Origin of the sequence: Xylophilus sp. GW821-FHT01B05, from assembly GCA_038961845.1 — a bacterium.
Taxonomy (GTDB): domain Bacteria; phylum Pseudomonadota; class Gammaproteobacteria; order Burkholderiales; family Burkholderiaceae_C; genus Xylophilus.
On the sequence record CP152408.1, the window covers coordinates 2,277,665 to 2,294,496 of the forward strand.

General features: G+C 65.5%; 19 protein-coding genes. 8 read left to right on the forward strand and 11 right to left on the reverse strand.

Annotated features, from left to right (window positions below; genetic code table 11):
- Positions 1–2 precede the first annotated feature (2 nt).
- Together AAFF27_10650 and AAFF27_10655 are read left to right on the forward strand one after the other, a co-directional pair.
- Positions 3–1,295, forward strand: a complete 1,293-nt coding sequence (locus tag AAFF27_10650; GenBank protein ID XAH25618.1) for an HAD family hydrolase — start codon at positions 3–5, stop codon at positions 1,293–1,295.
- Positions 1,296–1,401: 106 nt separating this feature from the next.
- Positions 1,402–2,391 (forward strand): Hsp33 family molecular chaperone HslO, encoded by a 990-nt coding sequence (locus tag AAFF27_10655; GenBank protein XAH25619.1) that lies wholly within the window; start codon positions 1,402–1,404, stop codon positions 2,389–2,391.
- Between the two features lie 2 nt (positions 2,392–2,393).
- On the opposite strand, the gene AAFF27_10660 is transcribed toward AAFF27_10655, so the two are convergent.
- The 7 genes from AAFF27_10660 to AAFF27_10690 form a co-directional block, all read right to left on the reverse strand.
- Positions 2,394–3,062 (reverse strand): ATP-binding protein, encoded by a 669-nt coding sequence (locus AAFF27_10660; GenBank protein XAH25620.1) that lies wholly within the window; start codon positions 3,060–3,062, stop codon positions 2,394–2,396.
- Positions 3,059–3,676 (reverse strand): nicotinamide riboside transporter PnuC, encoded by a 618-nt coding sequence (pnuC, locus tag AAFF27_10665; GenBank protein XAH25621.1) that lies wholly within the window; start codon positions 3,674–3,676, stop codon positions 3,059–3,061. The genes AAFF27_10660 and pnuC overlap by 4 nt, the downstream gene beginning before the upstream one ends.
- 148 nt (positions 3,677–3,824) lie before the next feature.
- Positions 3,825–4,100 (reverse strand): septum formation initiator family protein, encoded by a 276-nt coding sequence (locus AAFF27_10670; GenBank protein XAH25622.1) that lies wholly within the window; start codon positions 4,098–4,100, stop codon positions 3,825–3,827.
- Between the two features lie 176 nt (positions 4,101–4,276).
- Positions 4,277–5,560, reverse strand: a complete 1,284-nt coding sequence (gene eno, locus AAFF27_10675) for a phosphopyruvate hydratase (protein XAH25623.1) — start codon at positions 5,558–5,560, stop codon at positions 4,277–4,279.
- A 66-nt stretch (positions 5,561–5,626) separates the two neighbouring features.
- On the reverse strand, positions 5,627–5,914 hold the full coding sequence (locus tag AAFF27_10680) for a DUF1330 domain-containing protein (protein XAH25624.1): 288 nt from the start codon (positions 5,912–5,914) through the stop codon (positions 5,627–5,629).
- Entirely contained in the window at positions 5,911–6,768 is an 858-nt protein-coding gene (gene kdsA / locus AAFF27_10685; GenBank protein XAH25625.1) for a 3-deoxy-8-phosphooctulonate synthase, read from the reverse strand. The genes AAFF27_10680 and kdsA overlap by 4 nt, the downstream gene beginning before the upstream one ends.
- On the reverse strand, positions 6,765–8,435 hold the full coding sequence (locus tag AAFF27_10690; protein XAH25626.1) for a CTP synthase: 1,671 nt from the start codon (positions 8,433–8,435) through the stop codon (positions 6,765–6,767). Before AAFF27_10690 ends, kdsA begins: the two co-directional genes overlap by 4 nt.
- A gap of 135 nt (positions 8,436–8,570) precedes the next feature.
- On the opposite strand from AAFF27_10690, the gene coaBC reads away from it, so the two are divergent.
- From coaBC to AAFF27_10705, 3 genes are all read left to right on the forward strand, one after another.
- Positions 8,571–9,788 carry a bifunctional phosphopantothenoylcysteine decarboxylase/phosphopantothenate--cysteine ligase CoaBC gene (gene coaBC, locus AAFF27_10695; protein ID XAH25627.1) on the forward strand — a complete coding sequence of 406 codons (1,218 nt, stop codon included), beginning with the start codon at positions 8,571–8,573 and terminating at the stop codon, positions 9,786–9,788.
- A 10-nt stretch (positions 9,789–9,798) separates the two neighbouring features.
- Positions 9,799–10,245 carry a dUTP diphosphatase gene (gene dut / locus AAFF27_10700; protein ID XAH25628.1) on the forward strand — a complete coding sequence of 149 codons (447 nt, stop codon included), beginning with the start codon at positions 9,799–9,801 and terminating at the stop codon, positions 10,243–10,245.
- Positions 10,246–10,453: 208 nt separating this feature from the next.
- Positions 10,454–10,972, forward strand: a complete 519-nt coding sequence (locus tag AAFF27_10705) for a glycine zipper 2TM domain-containing protein (GenBank protein XAH25629.1) — start codon at positions 10,454–10,456, stop codon at positions 10,970–10,972.
- 58 nt (positions 10,973–11,030) lie between these two features.
- On the opposite strand, the gene AAFF27_10710 is transcribed toward AAFF27_10705, so the two are convergent.
- Positions 11,031–11,555 (reverse strand): FKBP-type peptidyl-prolyl cis-trans isomerase, encoded by a 525-nt coding sequence (locus AAFF27_10710; protein ID XAH25630.1) that lies wholly within the window; start codon positions 11,553–11,555, stop codon positions 11,031–11,033.
- Positions 11,556–11,615: 60 nt separating this feature from the next.
- Between AAFF27_10710 and AAFF27_10715 the strand changes: the two genes are divergently transcribed.
- From AAFF27_10715 to AAFF27_10725, 3 genes are all read left to right on the forward strand, one after another.
- Positions 11,616–12,746 (forward strand): cupin domain-containing protein, encoded by a 1,131-nt coding sequence (locus AAFF27_10715; GenBank protein XAH25631.1) that lies wholly within the window; start codon positions 11,616–11,618, stop codon positions 12,744–12,746.
- On the forward strand, positions 12,743–13,243 hold the full coding sequence (locus AAFF27_10720) for a hypothetical protein (protein XAH25632.1): 501 nt from the start codon (positions 12,743–12,745) through the stop codon (positions 13,241–13,243). Before AAFF27_10715 ends, AAFF27_10720 begins: the two co-directional genes overlap by 4 nt.
- 211 nt (positions 13,244–13,454) lie before the next feature.
- Positions 13,455–13,769, forward strand: coding sequence for a hypothetical protein (locus tag AAFF27_10725; protein ID XAH26204.1), 315 nt, complete (start codon positions 13,455–13,457; stop codon positions 13,767–13,769).
- 48 nt (positions 13,770–13,817) lie between these two features.
- Here AAFF27_10725 and AAFF27_10730 read toward each other — a convergent pair whose 3' ends face one another.
- The 3 genes from AAFF27_10730 to dapA are packed head-to-tail and all read right to left on the reverse strand — an operon-like array spanning position 13,818 to position 16,718.
- Positions 13,818–14,597, reverse strand: coding sequence for an MBL fold metallo-hydrolase (locus AAFF27_10730; GenBank protein ID XAH25633.1), 780 nt, complete (start codon positions 14,595–14,597; stop codon positions 13,818–13,820).
- A gap of 52 nt (positions 14,598–14,649) precedes the next feature.
- The gene (gene bamC, locus AAFF27_10735) at positions 14,650–15,762 is read right to left on the reverse strand and encodes an outer membrane protein assembly factor BamC (GenBank protein XAH26205.1); all 1,113 of its coding nucleotides are present in this window, start codon (positions 15,760–15,762) and stop codon (positions 14,650–14,652) included.
- Between the two features lie 59 nt (positions 15,763–15,821).
- A complete protein-coding gene (gene dapA, locus AAFF27_10740; protein ID XAH25634.1) occupies positions 15,822–16,718 on the reverse strand; it encodes a 4-hydroxy-tetrahydrodipicolinate synthase in 897 nt (298 codons plus the stop codon).
- Between the last annotated feature and the right edge of the window lie 114 nt (positions 16,719–16,832).

Below are 16,832 nucleotides of genomic sequence, written 5' to 3' on the forward strand. Positions count from 1 at the left end.
ACATGCGCTCCTTGCCTCTTCACCGCCTTCTTCCTTTGGCACTGGCCGCCGTACTGGCCGCTGGCTGCAGCACGGCGCCGACCGCCGTCGCGCCGACCCAAGCCGCAGCCCAGCCGTTGGCGGCGGGCCGCTGGGATGCCTTCAACCGCCAGCAGCTCGACGCCATGATTGCGCGGCTGGGCAAGGGCAGCGCGGGCTATGACGCAGCACGGCCGCCCTATGCGGTGTTTGACTGGGACAACACCAGCATCTTCCTGGACATCGAGGAAGCCACGCTGATCTACCAGCTGGAGAACCTGCGCTTTGGCGCAACGCCGGCCCAGTTGGAAGTGGCCTTGCGCCGCAACATCCCGCGCACGCCTTTCCTGCCGGCCTACAACAATGCGGCGGGCCAGCCAGTCAGCATCGACAGCATCGCGCCCGACATCGTCGCCAGCTACAGCTGGCTCTATCAGCACTACAGCGGCCTGCGCGGCACGCAGTCGCTGGCCGAGGTGCAGAAGAGCCCGCACTACGCGGCCTTCATCACCAAACTGCGTTACCTGTACGAGGCCATTGGCGACACCTTCGACCACGACACCGCCTACCCCTGGGTCACCTACCTGTTCGCCGGCATGACCGAGCCACAGGTGCGCCAGCTCACCGCCGACACCGCAGCCTGGCAACTGGGCCAACCGGTTGAGAAAGTGAAGTGGACCACCCCGGCCGCGCTGCCCGGCCAGGCCGGCGTGGTCTCGGTCAGCTGGAAGAACGGCTTGCGCCTGGTGCCTGAGATGCAAGACCTCTATGCGCGGCTGCGCGGTGCGGGCTTTGACATCTGGGTGTGCTCGGCGTCGTTCGTCGATGTGGTGCGCGAGATCGCCTCCAACCCGGCCTTTGGCTACGGTGTGCAGGCCGACCACGTCATTGCGATGGAGCTGGAGCGCGATGCCGCCGGTGCCATCCAGCCCGACTACCGCCACGGCTACGACCAGACCCAGGGGCCGGGCAAGACCAAGAACATTCAGCGCTTCCTGGTCAGCCGCTACGGCTATGGGCCGGCCTTTGTCGCTGGCGACAGCGAGGGCGACCAGAACATGATGGCCGACTTCCCGGAGACGCAGAAGGTGCTCATCATCAACCGCCTGCGCGACCCCAAGACCGCCATCGGCCAGTTCTCGGCCCAGGCCGTGCGTGACTACGGCAAGCCCGCCACGCGCTACCTGCTGCAGGGCCGGGACGACAACACCGGCCTGTTTGTGCCGTCTCAGCTGCACCTGCCGCTGGGCGCTGCGGCAGGCAGGGCCCTGAAGTAGCGCGGGGTTTTGTCGGCCCGGGGTGCGGTGGCCGCCGGCTTTTTCTACAATTGGCGGTTATTGGGCGGCTTCGGCCGCCCGTTTGTTTTGCCAGCAGGAAAGCCGCGTGTCCGAACTCCATAAATTCATCTTCGACGGAATGCCGGTACGCGGCGCCATCGTGCGCCTGACCGACGCCTGGACCGAGATCCTGCGCCGCCGCGCCTCCAACACCAGCACCGGCGCCTATCCGCTGCCCGTGACCGAGCTGCTGGGCGAGATGGCCGCAGCCGGCGTGCTGATGCAGGCCAACATCAAGTTCAACGGCGCCCTGGTGCTGCAGATCTTTGGCGACGGCCCGCTCAAGCTGGCGGTAGCCGAGGTGCAGTCCGACCTGAGCCTGCGCGCCACCGCCTCGGTGATGGGCGAGATACCGCCCGACGCGCGCCTGAGCGACATGGTCAATGTGCACAACAAGGGCCGCTGCGCGATCACGCTCGACCCCAAGGACAAGTTCCCGGGCCAGCAGCCCTACCAGGGCGTGGTGCCGCTGTTTGGCGACCGGCGCGAGAAGTTGCAGAAGCTCAGCACGGTGCTGGAGCACTACATGCTGCAGAGCGAGCAGCTCGACACCATCCTGGTACTGGCCGCCGACGACAAGGTGGCCGCCGGCCTGCTGGTGCAGCGCATGCCGCTGCAGGGCGAGCGCAACCTCGAAGGCAGCATGGTCAGCGCCGAGAACGAGGCCGAGATCGGCCACAACGAGGACTACAACCGCATCTCCCACCTGGCCGCCAGCCTGACGCGCGAAGAGCTGCTGACGCTGGACGTGGACACCATCCTGCGCCGCCTGTTCTGGGAAGAAAAGCTGCTGCGCTTCGTGCCGCAAGACGGCGCCACCGGCCCGCGCTTTGCCTGCACCTGCAGCCGCGAGCGTGTGGCCAACATGATCCGCAGCCTGGGCGCGGAAGAGGCCGAAGGCATCATCCAGGAGCGCGGTGAGATCGAGGTCGGCTGCGAGTTCTGCGGCCTGCAGTACCGCTTCGACCCGGTGGACGCCGCGCAGATCTTCACCGGCCCGACGCAGCTGCCACCGGCCAGCAACTCGGTGCAATAGCGCTACGGCTGCCGCTTTGCCAGCAGCCGGGCAAACAGCCGGTGCTCGCAGTCTGGATCACTGCAGGCTTCGCAGGCCCAACTGGCGGGCATTTCTTTTTTTAAGGAAAAAGTGGCTCTAGCCCAGGCGGGGCCTGGGCTTATAGCTATATTATTTATAGCTATAAGCGCTTGCCGTAGCCGCTCGTCGCCCTGGCCGTAGATCACCTGAAAGGGCAGGCTCGCGCCCTGTAGCGCCGCGCGCACCATGGCGTCCACCGGCTCGCGCACATGCGGGCCGTCGCGCTGCAGGCCGTCCGCCACCCAGGGCAAGTCCAGGCCGCTCAGCAGGGTGACTGCATAGCGGCGCTGGTGCTGCAGCGCAAAGGCATAGAGCGAGCGGTCTTCAAACAGCAGGTCGCTGTAGACCGCAGTCATTACCGGCGTGGTGTCGGCAATCACCAGATCGACGGTACCGGCATCGTCCACCTGCCGTGCCTGCTCTTCGGCGATGGCCTGCTGCTCGTCCGGGCGCGGCGTGCGGCCCTCGCGCTCGCACCAGGCGCGCAGCACCTCGGGCACCAGCGCCACCCGCAAGCCCTGCGCGCGCAAGTGCGCGGCCAAGGCGTCGGCAAGTGAGGTCTTGCCGGTGCTCTCGGCCCCCAGCAAGGCAATGGCGGGCGGCGGCGTCATGCGGGCACCAGCGCCGCACGGCGCTGCCAGGCGCGCCAGCCGACCACGCTCAGGGCGGCAAACAATACATACAGCAGCACCGTCAGCCACAGGCCCTTGTAGGCGAACAGGCCCACGCTCACCACGTTCACCACCAGCCAGGCCAGCCAGTTTTCGATGAACTTGCGGCCCAGCAGAAACTGCCCGACCAGGCTCAGCGCTGTCGGGAAAGCGTCCCACCAGGGCACGTCGCTGTCGGTGAAATGGTGCAAAAAGCCGCCAATGGCCGGCCACAGCAGCAGCGTGACCAAGACCGCGATCCCGCGTCCGCGCCAGGACAGCCGCGCAATCGCCAGCGGCGCGCCGTCTCCTCGCCGGCCACGCAGCCACTGCGCCCAGCCCCAGAGGGCGATCACGGCAAAAAAGACCTGCAAAGAGGCATCCGCATACAGCCGGCTGCGCCAGAACACGCCGCAATACAGCACCGAACTGACAATAGCCAGCGGCCAGCCCCAGTGGATTTCGCGGATGTTCATGCGCACCATCCACAGCGCCAGCACAAAGGCCAGCACCTCCACCCAGGTGGTCGGCGCACCCCAAAGGGTGAAGGCTTCGGCAGTGAAAAGGTCGGCCATATAGCTTCGTAATGGTGCTACGCACAAAAGGCCGCAGAGCAGGCCAAGCCAAGACATCCGCGGATCTGGCTCTGCCAGTCCGCAGGATGTGCCCCCTGCAAGGGGGTTGGCGTAGCGACACGAAGTGCGCGAAGCCTGGGGGTGTGCCTTATCTAGCGATTTGGACCAGGATCTCGTTGGGCTTGACCATGCCCAGTTCGCTGCGTGCCTTTTCCTCGACCATGTCCAGGCCACCCTTGAGGTCCTCGACCTCGGAGGTCAGCCGCTCATTGACCAATTGCGCCTGCGCGTTGGATTCCTTGAGCGCCTCGATGCGGCGCTGCATCTGCTTGACGTCAGGCACGCTGCCACGGCCAAACCAAAGCTGGCTGTGCAGCAGCGCCAGCACGGCGATCAGTACGATGGGAACGGCCCTGTTCACCATAGGACGCTAGGCCCCTCTGGGCCGCCCCAGGGCGGCTTGAGACGGTAGGCGACACCGAAGGCTGCAGAGCAGGCCGTGCGCAGACATCCGCGGAGCCGGCTTTGCCGGGCCGCTGGATGTGCCCCCTGCAAGGGGGTTGGCGAAGCGACACATAGTGCGCGCAGCCTGGGGGTGTGTCATTTCAAGTTATAGAACGCAGCACGGCCCGGGTAGTAGGCGATGTCGCCCAGGTCTTCTTCGATGCGCAGCAACTGGTTGTACTTGGCGGTACGGTCGCTGCGGCTGAGCGAGCCGGTCTTGATCTGGCCGGCATTGGTGCCCACGGCGATGTCGGCAATGGTGCTGTCCTCGGTCTCGCCCGAGCGGTGCGAAATGACGGCCGTGTAGCCTGCGCGCTTGGCCAGCTCGATGGCGGCAAAGGTTTCGGTCAGCGTGCCGATCTGGTTGATCTTGATCAGGATCGAATTGGCAATGCCCTTGTCGATGCCTTCTTGCAGGATCTTGGTGTTGGTGACGAACAGGTCGTCGCCCACCAACTGCACCTTCTTGCCCAGCACTTCGGTCAGGTGCTTCCAGCCGTCCCAGTCGCCTTCGGCCATACCGTCTTCGATGCTGATGATCGGGTACTTGTCGACCCAGGTGGCCAGCATGCTGGTCCATTCCTCGGCCGACAGCGACAGGCCTTCGCCAGCCAGCACGTACTTGCCATCCTTGTAGAACTCGCTGGCGGCGCAGTCCAGGCCCAGGGCGATCTGCTCGCCCGCGGTGAAGCCGGCCTTGTCGATGGCTTCGAGGATCAGCTGGATCGCTGCTTCGTGGCTTTCCACGCTGGGGGCAAAACCGCCTTCGTCGCCCACGGCCGTGCTGATGCCGCGGTCGTTGAGGATCTTCTTGAGTGCATGGAACACCTCGGCGCCATAGCGCACGGCTTCGCGGAAGCTGGGCGCGCCGACCGGGATGATCATGAACTCTTGCAGGTCCAGGCTGTTGTTGGCGTGTGCGCCACCGTTGATCACGTTCATCATCGGCACCGGCAACTGCATGCCGCCCATGCCGCCGAAGTAGCGGTACAGCGGCAGGCCCGATTCCTCGGCTGCGGCGCGCGCCACAGCCATGGACACGGCCAGCATCGCGTTGGCACCCAGGCGGCCCTTGTTGTCGGTGCCGTCGAGGTCGATCAGGGTCTTGTCCAGGAAAGCCTGCTCGGAGGCGTCCAGGCCCAGCACGGCCTCGGAGATTTCGGTGTTGATGTGCTCGACGGCCTTCAACACGCCCTTGCCCAGGTAGCGGCTCTTGTCGCCGTCACGCAGTTCAATGGCTTCGCGGCTGCCGGTGGAGGCGCCCGAGGGCACGGCGGCGCGGCCCATCACGCCCGATTCGAGCAGCACGTCGCATTCGACGGTAGGGTTGCCGCGGCTGTCCAGTACTTCGCGGCCGACGATGTCAACGATTGCACTCATGCGTTCTTCTCTTTTCCTTGGATGCTAAAAAAACGGAAGCCAAAGCCGGGCACGAAGGGCCGTCGGTCAGAAGCCTTCGACGGCGATCATGCGCATGATCGCTGCGCCCTGGCGCGACGCGCGCGCCTTTTCGTATTCAGGGGAGGCACTGAAGGCCTTGGCGGCCTCGAAGCTCGGAAACTTCAGCAGGACGACGCGGGAGGGCGACCAGTCGCCCTCGATCACCTCGACCTGGCCGCCACGGATGCAGACCTCGGCACCGTGCACGCGCATGGCTTCGCTGGACCACTTCTTGTAGTCCTCGTACTGCACCGGGTTGGTGACTTCGACGTAGGCAATGATGTAGCCGCTCATGCTGCAAAACTCTCTTCGAGAAAACCGTTTTTCTTGGTGATGTCGTCCAGCGCCACCAGCGTTTCCAGCAGCGCCTTCATGTGCTTGAGCGGCACTGCGTTGGGGCCGTCCGACAAGGCCTTGGCCGGATCGGGATGGGTTTCCATGAACAGGCCAGCCACGCCCACCGCCACGGCCGCGCGTGCCAGCACCGGCACCATCTCGCGCTGGCCGCCCGAGCTGGTGCCCTGGCCGCCGGGCAATTGCACGGAGTGGGTGGCGTCGAACACCACCGGGGCACCGGTCTCGCGCATGATCGCCAGGCTGCGCATGTCCGACACCAGGTTGTTGTAGCCAAAGCTCGCACCACGCTCGCAGGCCATGAAGCTGTCCTCGGGCAGGCCGGCCTCCTTGGCGGCGGCGCGGGCCTTGTCGATCACGTTCTTCATGTCGTGCGGCGCAAGGAACTGGCCCTTCTTGATGTTGACCGGTTTGCCCGACTGCGCCACGGCGCGGATGAAGTCGGTCTGGCGGCACAGGAAGGCGGGCGTCTGCAGCACGTCGACCACCTTGGCGGCCTCGGTGATGTCGTCCTCGGTGTGCACGTCGGTCAGCACCGGCAGGCCCAGCTCGCGCTTGATCTTGGCCAGGATCTCCAGGCCCTTCTCGCGGCCCGGGCCGCGAAAGCTGGTGCCCGAGGAACGGTTGGCCTTGTCAAAGCTGCTCTTGAAGATGAAGGGGATGCCGAGCGCCGTCGTGATTTCCTTCAGCGTGCCGGCCGTGTCCATCTGCAATTGCTCGGACTCGATCACGCAGGGCCCGGCGATCAGGAAGAAGGGCTGGTTGAGCCCGATGTCGAATCCGCAAAGCTTCATGCAACGACCTTTAGAGCCTTCTTGTCCGCGCCCTGATGCTGCAGAGCCGCCTTCACAAAGGCATTGAACAGCGGGTGCCCATCCCAGGGCGTGGACTTGAATTCGGGGTGGAACTGCACGCCGATGTACCAGGGGTGCACCGCGCGCGGCAGCTCGACGATCTCGGTCAGTTGCTCGCGCTGCGTCAGGGCAGAGATCACCAAACCAGCCTGGCGCAGTTGGTCCAGGTAGTTCACGTTGGCTTCGTAGCGGTGGCGATGGCGCTCGGTCACCACGTCGCCGTAGATCTCGTGCGCCAGCGTGTCGGGGGCCACGTCGGAGCTTTGCGCACCCAGGCGCATGGTGCCGCCGAGGTCAGAGCTGGCCGTGCGCGTCTTGATCGTGCCGTCGGCGTCCTTCCACTCGGTGATCAGGGCGATCACGGGGCAGGGTGTTGCCGGTTCGAACTCGGTGCTGTTGGCGTCCTTCAGGCCGGCCACATGGCGCGCGTATTCGATGGTGGCCACCTGCATGCCCAGGCAGATGCCCAGGTAGGGCAGCTTGTGCTCGCGGGCAAAGCGGGCCGCGCAGATCTTGCCTTCCACGCCGCGCTTGCCAAAGCCGCCGGGCACCAGGATGGCGTCGTACTGGGCCAGGCGCGCGACGTTGTCGGGCGCGATGGTTTCGGAGTCGACGTACTCGATCTTCACCCGTGCGTGGTTCTTCATGCCGGCATGGCGCAGCGCCTCGTTCAGCGACTTGTAGCTGTCCGACAGGTCGACATACTTGCCAACCATGGCGATGGTCACCTCGTGCTGCGGATGCGCGGTTTCATACACCAGGTCGTCCCAGCGCTTGAGGCTGGTCGGCGGGGTGTTCAGGCGCAGCTTGTCGCAGATCAGGCCGTCCAGGCCTTGCTCGTGCAGCATGCGTGGCACCTTGTAGATGGTGTCCACGTCCCACATCGAGATCACGCCCCACTCGGGCACGTTGGTGAAGAGCGAGATCTTGGCGCGCTCGTCTTCGGGAATGCGGCGGTCGGCGCGGCACAGCAGGGCGTCGGCCTGGATGCCGATCTCGCGCAGCTTCTGCACCGTGTGCTGGGTGGGCTTGGTCTTGAGCTCGCCTGCAGCCGCAATCCAGGGCACGTAGGTCAGGTGCACGAAGGCGGTGTTGTTCGGGCCCATGCGCAGGCTCATCTGGCGCACGGCTTCCAGGAAGGGCAATGATTCGATATCGCCCACCGTGCCGCCGATCTCGACGATGGCGACATCGACTGCATCGGGCGTGTCAAAGCCCGCACCGCGCTTGATGTATTCCTGGATCTCGTTGGTGATGTGCGGGATCACCTGCACGGTCTTGCCCAGGTAGTCGCCGCGGCGCTCCTTCTCCAGCACCGACTGGTAGATCCGGCCGGTGGTGAAGTTGTTGGTGCGCTTCATGCGCGTTTCGACGAAACGCTCATAGTGGCCCAGGTCCAGGTCGGTTTCGGCGCCGTCGTCGGTGACGAACACCTCGCCGTGCTGGAAGGGAGACATGGTGCCCGGGTCCACATTGATGTAGGGATCGAGCTTGATGAGCGTGACCTTGAGGCCCCGCGATTCGAGGATCGCGGCAAGGGAGGCTGAGGCGATTCCCTTGCCCAGGGAAGACACCACACCGCCGGTGACGAAGACGAATTTGGTCATGTCGGGTCGGGAGCCTTGCTTCCCGGGAGGTGGTAAAGCGAGATTATAGAGGTCGGCCCAGACCAGTCCTGGCCGCTGCAACGGTCTGCTACATTGCCCGCTCCCTTGGTTTACCCCCTTCTCCGGGCGCAGCGCATGGACCTTTCCGGCAAACACATCGTCCTCGGCCTGACCGGCGGCATCGCCTGCTACAAGTCGGCCGAGCTCTGCCGCCTGTTGGTGAAAGCCGGCGCCACGGTGCAGGTGGTGATGACCGAAGCGGCCGAGCATTTCATCACCGCCGTGACCATGCAGGCGCTGTCGCAGCGCCCGGTCTATGGCTCGCAGTGGGATGCGCGCGAGCCCAACAACATGCCCCACATCAACCTGGGGCGCGAGGCCGACGCCATCCTGATCGCGCCCTGCAGCGCGGACTTCATCACCCGCCTGGTGCAGGGCCGCTCCGACGAATTGCTGAGCCTGCTGTGCCTGGCAAGGCCCGTGGCAAGCGTACCGCTGCTGGTGGCGCCCGCCATGAACCGCGAGATGTGGCTGCACCCGGCCACGCAGCGCAACCTGGCCCAACTGGCGGCCGATGGCGCCGTGGTGCTGGGCGTGGGCAATGGCCTGCAAGCCTGCGGCGAAACCGGCGACGGGCGCATGCTGGAGCCAGCCGAGCTGCTGGAAGACCTGATCGCCCACTTCCAGCCCAAGCGGCTGGCCGGCCAGCATGTGCTGGTCACGGCAGGCCCCACTTTTGAGGCCATCGACCCGATCCGGGGCATCACCAACCATTCATCCGGCAAGATGGGTTTTGCCGTTGCCCGTGCTGCGCGCGAGGCGGGCGCCGAGGTGACTTTGGTGGCCGGCCCCGTGGCGTTGCCGACGCCGCGCGGCGTGCGTCGCATCGACGTGCAGTCGGCTCGCCAGATGCTCGATGCCACGGTGGCGGCCGCTGATGTGGCTACCGTTTTTGTCGCTACTGCTGCGGTGGCGGATTGGCGCCCTGCGGCGCCCAGCACGCAGAAGATCAAGAAGGATGGCTCTGGCGCTACGCCGGTGCTGGAGTTTGTCGAGAACACCGACATCCTGCAGACCCTGGCCCAGAGCGAGCGGGCGCGCAGCGGCCAACTCTTTTGCGTCGGTTTTGCTGCCGAGAGCCACGACCTGGCGGCCCATGCCAAGGCCAAGCGCGAGCGCAAGGGCATTCCGCTGCTGGTCGGCAATATCGGTCCGGCTGCTTTTGGCCAGGACGACAACCAATTGCTGTTGGTCGATGCGCAGGGTGCGCAGCCGACCGAACGAGCTTCCAAGCTGGTGCTGGCGCGCCAGTTGGTGGCCGAGATTGCTGCCCGCATCGGTGCGGCAGCCTGATGACTTGAATATGGAACTAGACGTAAAAATCCTCGACCCGCGCATGGCGGACCAATTGCCCGCCTACGCCACGCCCGGTAGCGCTGGCCTCGACCTGCGTGCCTGCCTGGACGCTCCATTGGAGCTGGCCCCCAACGCCTGGCAACTGGTGCCGACCGGCATCGCCATTCACCTGGCCGACCCGGCCTACGCCGCACTGATCCTGCCGCGCTCGGGTCTGGGTCACAAGCACGGCATCGTGCTGGGCAATCTGGTCGGCCTGATCGACAGCGACTACCAGGGCCAATTGATGCTGAGCGCCTGGAACCGCAGCGACACAGCCTTCACCATTGCGCCGATGGAGCGCATCGCGCAACTGGTGATCGTGCCGGTGGTGCAGGCGCGTTTCCGGGTGGTGGAAGAGTTCCCGGTGTCACCACGCGGCGAGGGTGGTTACGGCTCGACCGGCCGGGGCTGATGGCCAGGACGCACCTGGTAACGCTTATTTGCCCGGTCTTCGTGCCTGCGCGTCGGCTGTTTCCTACTATCGGTGCGTTGTACATCCGACGTGCCCTCAGGCGCTTGCCCGATGGGGCGATGTTGGGCGGACCGGCCTAATTTTTCAGATGAGTGTCGGGTCTACCTGACGAAGACCGTACACGACCTATACAGGACAGGAGTTCAGCATGGCCCAGCTTACCCGCAGCCTTTCCATAGCCCTCGGCGCCCTTGCCGTGGCATCTCTCACGGCCTGCGTCGCCGTTCCCTATGACGCCCGGCCAGCGCCGTATCCGGTCGCCTATCCGGCACCTGTGGCGCAACCCGCGCCCTACTACCAGCAGCAACAGCCGCGGCCGTCTCATATGGAGTACGGCCGCATCAGCAATATCGAGGTCATGCAGTCGGAGCAGGCGCGGGCGCCTTCTGGTGCTGGCGCTCTCCTTGGCGGCGTGCTGGGTGCCGTGGTGGGCAACCAGATCGGTCACGGTGGCGGACGGGCGCTGGCCACCGGTATCGGCGCTGTAGGCGGCGCGGTTGCCGGCAACCAGATTGAAGGCAATCAGCGCGGCCCCATCGTCCAGACCTACCGGGTCTCGGTGCAACTGGACAACGGCAGTGGCCGGGCCTTCGATGTGCCGTCGCCGGGCGATCTGCGCATTGGCGATCGCGTGCGTATCCAGGACGGTCAGATCCAGCGCTTCTGATCGGCTCGACCCATCAAAAAAGGGCTGCCGTGGCAGCCCTTTTTGTTTGGAATGAAATTTAGTGCAGCGTCGAGTTGCCAGGCGCTTGCGGCTGCACGCGGAAGAAGCCGGTGCCGGCGGTGCCGCGCCCGATTTCTTCCTCCGTGGCTTCGCGCACGCCTTCCACCTTCAGCTCCAGGCGAATGGCGATGCCGGCCAGCGGGTGGTTGCCGTCGAGCACGATGTGTTCGGGGTAGATCTCTGCGATCGTATAGAGCGCGTCGCGGGGCGCATCGGGGTTGGTGCCGGGCGGCAGTGCGCTGCCTTCGAAGGTCAGGCCTTCCTCCAGCTCAGCGGGGAAGTTGCTCCGAGGCTCCAGGAACAGCATCTTGTCGTTGTAGTCGCCAAAGGCCTCTTCCGGCTCGATATGCAGCTTGAGCTGATCGCCGACCACATGGCCTTGCAGTGCATCCTCTATTTTCTTGAGTAGATCGTCGCCACCCACGAGAAATTCGACGGGGCTGTCCAGCACGTCAAGTTCCTCGCCCAGGGTGTCGGTGAGTTTCCAGGTCAGAGCGACCACGCATTGTTCCGAGATTTCCATACGAGAATTGTCGCAGTTCGACTCTGCCCTTGCCGCCACGCGCGGCTGTGCCCCAATTCCATGGATACCTCTTTGCCGCTGGCCCTGCTGGGCGGCCTCAGCCCTGATCTTTTCATGCGCCGCCATTGGCAGCGCAAGCCCCTGCTGATCCGTCAGGCTGTGCCCGACCCGCAGGCATGGCTGCCTGCCCGGGCCGAGTTGCTGGCGCTGGCGGCGCGCGATGACGTGGAGTCGCGCCTGATCCGCGCCACCAACGGCCGCTGGCAGATGCGCAGTGGCCCGCTGGCGCGCCGCGCTCTGCCGCCGCTGGCGGCGCCCGACTGGACGCTGCTGGTGCAGGGCGTGGACCTGCACCACGCCGGCGCTCATCGCCTGTTGCAGCAATTTCGCTTTGTGCCGGATGCGCGGCTCGACGATGTGATGATCAGCTTCGCCACCGATGGCGGGGGCGTCGGGCCGCATTTCGACAGCTATGACGTGTTCCTGCTGCAGACGCATGGCCGGCGCCGCTGGCGCATAGGTCGGCAGAAGGATTTGACGCTGCAGGAGGATGTGCCGCTGAAGATCCTGGCCCAGTTCACGCCTGAGCAGGAATTTGTGCTGGAGCCGGGCGACATGCTGTACCTGCCACCGCGTTATGCCCACGACGGCACGGCTGAGGGCGAATGCATGACCTGCTCCATCGGCTTTCGCGCGCCGCGCGAGAACGAGCTGGCGCAGGAACTGCTGCAGCGACTGGCCGAAGACGCGGCCGATGCCAGTGAGCGGCTGTATGCCGATGCCGGCCAGCCCGCCGTGGCGGCCCCGGGGGCGGTGCCGGAGGCGCTGCAGGCCTTCGCCCGATCGGCGCTGGAGGATTTGCTGCGCGACCGCGATGCCCTGCCGCGCGCCTTGGGTGAATACCTGACCGAGCCCAAACCGCAGGTCTGGTTCGATGAGGGCGCGGCACTGGTGCTGCCTGCGGCAGTTCGGTTGGACCGGCGTACCCGCATGCTCTACGACCCGCGCCACATCTTCATCAACGGCGAGAGCTACCGTGCTGCGGGCCGCGATGCGCGTCTGATGCAGCGCCTGGCCGATGCGCGCGGGCTGACGGCCGCGGAGGTGGCTGCGGCGAGTGTCGATGCGCGTGAGCTGCTGTCGTCCTGGGGTGAGGCCGGCTGGTTGCACGAGGCCGCAGAGCCCGCATGACAGCCGGCCCGGCCACGCTCGCCTTACCGCAGGGCCGCATCGAGGGGCGTGTCGCTTTCCAGGATGCCGTTCGCAATGGCTTGCGCGCGGCGCAGGAGCAGGGCTGGCCCGAGCTGGTGTTGGTCGACGCGGACTTCGCCGACTGGCGGCTGGGGGAGGCGGCTACCGTCGAGTTGCTGCAGGGCTGGTCCCGGCCGGGGCGGCGCATCACGCTGCTGGCTGCGAGCTATGCCCGCCTGGAGACGGGCCATCCGCGTTTGCTGCAATGGCGCCGGCAATGGGATGCGATCGTGAGTTGCCGCCGCAGCCATGCGGCGGTATCAGACCTGCCCAGCGCATTCTGGTCGCCCGATTGGGTCATGCGCCGGGTAGACGCGGCGCGTTGTGTGGCGGTTTGCGGACGGGAGCCCGAGCGGCGCCTGGGCCTGCGCGAAGCGATCGAAGGGCATTTGCTGCGCAGCAGCAGCGCTTTTCCCGCGTCGATATTGGGTTTATGAGGAATGACGGCGAATCAAACCCAGTGTGGAAAAGCCGGGATGTCCATTTGAAATGGACTGTTTCGGCACGGGCTGATATTGATACGAACCCCTACAATCGATTTTTGGTTAGTGCAGAAAATGAGCCGACGCACCGGTGATATTCGCGGCAAGGTTCGCGGTACACGACGCCGGCAGTTTCAAGTTTTATCCATTCCAAAGGAATCTCGATATGAAGAACTCGCTCGTTCTCGCCACTCTGGTTTCTGCCGTGGCCCTCGCTGCCTGCGGTAAAAAGGAAGAGCCAGCGCCTGTACCGGCTCCAGCCCCGATTGAAGCACCAGCTCCAGCCGCTCCTTCGCCGGCTGTCCCTGGCGCGTCTCTTGGCCCAGGTCCTGCCGGAGCGGCGGATGCAGCAGGTGCCGCTGCTGGCGCCGCTGCAGATGCAGCCAGCAACGCGGCGAGTGCGGCCAGCAGCGCCGCAGATTCCGCCAGCGAGGCTGCCAAGAAAGCTGCCGATGCTGCAGCAGAAGCCGCCAAGAAGTAATCTGCGCGCTACAAGCGTTTGTAAAAAAGCCACCGCAAGGTGGCTTTTTTATTGGATATCCAGCCAATCGGTTCCGGTCACAGGGTCGGCCACATGGATTTGCTGCGGCTCCCAGCCCAGGGCCGCAGCCAGGCCGGCGCGGGCCAATTCCGGGCGGTTGTTGCGCTCACTGAGGTGGGCGGCCACAACCCAGCGCAGCCCAGGGTGCTGCAGGCGCTGTGCGAGTGCAGCCGCTGCTGCATTGGCCAGGTGGCCATAACGGCCACCAACACGGCGCTTGAGAAATTCCGGGTAGCGCGACTGCGCCAGCAGCTCCGGATCGTGGTTGGATTCAAGCATCAGCGCATGGCAGCCTTGCAATTGCTCAATCACATGGCTGCTGGCATGGCCCAGATCGGTCAGCACGCCCAGGTGCAAGGCTCCGTCAGAGCAGCGTAGCTGCAGTGGCTCGCGTGCGTCATGGGGCACGGTGAAGGGGCGCAGCTCAATGGCGCCAAGGGCGATCGGCTGCAGGTCGTGGGCAATCTGCAGCAGGCCGTCGAAGTCAGGGGCGCCGAGCGCCACATGGGTGCCGTGGCTCATCCAGACCGGGATGCGGTGGCGCAGCGCCAGCGCCTGTGCGCAACCGATGTGGTCGGCGTGCTCGTGCGTGATGAAGATCGCGTCGAGGTCGTCGGGCGCCAGCCCCGCGGCGCCCAGGCGCTGCCCGAGGTGGCGAATGCCAAGGCCGCAGTCCACCAGCAGTCGTGTGGTGTGGATGCCGCCGCGGCCCTCGATGAGGGTCGCATTGCCTGAGCTGCCACTGCCCAGGTTGCGCAAGCGCAGCATGTCTGATGGGGTAACGCGCAGGCTGGGCGAAGGGTTCGCCCAGCCCGGAGCGCTACTTCAGATCGTCGGCGATGACCTGCACGATGCGGCTGGCATCGGCAGAGGCCTGGGGCGCACCGTTGGTGTCTTGTACCAGTACGGTCGTGGCGTTGCCCTGGCCGCGTACAAAGATCCGGTACTTCACCGGCGCGGAGGCGTCGGGGTTGCGGTTGAAGATCTTGCCGAGGAAGCCCTGGTCCTTCTTGTCGGCATTGGGTGCCACGTAGCGCACGAAGTACAGGCCCTGGCTGCGGTCGCGGTCTTCGACGGTGAAGCCGGTGCGGTCCAGCGTCAGGCCGACACGGCGCCAGGCGCGGTCGAAGTTCTCGTCCAGCTGCACCACGGGCGCGCCGTTGTCACTGGCTACGCGCACGGTGCTGCGCACTTCAGGGGCGCTGGCCAGCAATTGCTTGGACTGCACTTCGGTGGCGCCGCCGAGCTTGACCATCAGGCGCCGCAGGAATTCGGCCTCCAGCTCCGGGTCGACCGGGCGCGGTTGCCACACGGTCTGGTCTTTCTGGACCTTGTCGGAGTAGACCTCTTGCATGCCGCGGTGGCTGATGAAGATCTCGGTCTTGCCGTCGCTGGTGCGCTCCAGCCGGGTGCGGAACTTGTCGCGCTCGCCGGTGGAGTAGGCCGAGTCGATCAGCTTGCCCAGCGTGCTGCGGATGATGTCCTGCGGCAGCTTGGCGCGGTTCTCGGCCCAGTCGGTTTCCATGATGCCCAGGTTGGACTGGTCGATGGTGAGCAGGAAGCCGCTCTCCATCCAGAAGTCGCGCACCGGGTCCCACAGCTTGTCCGCGGGGCGGTCGACCACCAGCCAGCGGGTATTGCCGTCGCGCGCGATGCGCACGTCGCCGATGCTCGATGCTGCCGCATTGGCACCGCTGGATGGCGCCGCGATTGCTTGCGCGGCCTCGAAGCCGCTGGCCGAGACCGGTGCTCCGGCGGGCAGCGCATAACGCGTGTCGCGTGTGAGTTGGGTGAGGTCAGGCGGCACGTCCAGGGTGGACTTGTTGGTGCGGGTGGCGCTCTTGTAGTCGATCTTGTCGTTCTCGAGTACCGAGCACGCCGAGAGGGCCAAGGCCAAGCCCAGCAAACCAATGTTGCGGGCGACAGGTGCAATGCGGGTCACGGAAAAATCCCTTGCGTTGGGTGAAGGTGAGAGCGCTTCGGTGCGGAGAATCAAAGCAGGCCACTGGCGCGCAGCGCCTGCTCAACCACGGGTTCATTGGCGGCGGCAAGGCGCGTCATGGGCAGGCGCATGGTCCCGCCACACAGGCCCATGCGCTCCATGACCCACTTGAGCGGGATGGGGTTGGCCTCGACAAACAGGTGCTTGTGCACCGGCAGCAACTGCATCTGGATCTGCAAGGCCTGCCGCGCGTCGCCGGCAATGGCGGCCACGCACAGCTCGTGCATCAGGCGTGGCGCGATGTTGGCAGTGACGCTGACATTGCCCTGACCACCGCACAGCATCAAGGCCACTGCGGTCGGGTCGTCGCCCGAGTAGACGGCAAAGCCCTTGGGGACTTCGCGGATCAGCCATTGCGCACGCTCGATGTTGCCGGTGGCTTCCTTGATGCCGACGATGCCGGGCACCTGGGCCAGGCGCAGCACGGTGTCATGTGCCATATCGGCTACGGTGCGGCCAGGCACGTTGTAAAGCACGGTGGGCAGATCGCCGACGGCTTCGGCAATGGCCTTGAAGTGCTGGTACTGGCCTTCTTGCGTCGGCTTGTTGTAGTAGGGCACGACCTGCAACTGGCAGTCGGCGCCCACGCCCTTGGCGTACTTGGCCAGCTCGATGGCTTCCTTGGTGGAATTGGCGCCACAGCCGGCCATGATCGGCACGCGCCCGGCGGCCTGTTCGACCGAGACGCGGATGATCTCGCGGTGCTCTTCCACGTCCACCGTGGGGGATTCACCCGTGGTGCCGACTACGCCGATGCAGTCCGTGCCCTCTGCGATGTGCCAGTCGATCAGCTTGCGCAGTGTGGGGTAATCCACGCTGCCGTCCTCGTGCATGGGGGTGACGAGGGCGACGATGCTGCCTGTAATGGGGCCGGTAGGGGTGGTCATGTCCTGGGAGGGTGCCTGTCTGTCGAGTAATCGCGGATTTTAGCCGTCGGCTGCGTCGGCATGGGCCTGGACGTTCTAGGGACAAGTAGCAGTGGACTGAAGATGCGGCCGCTT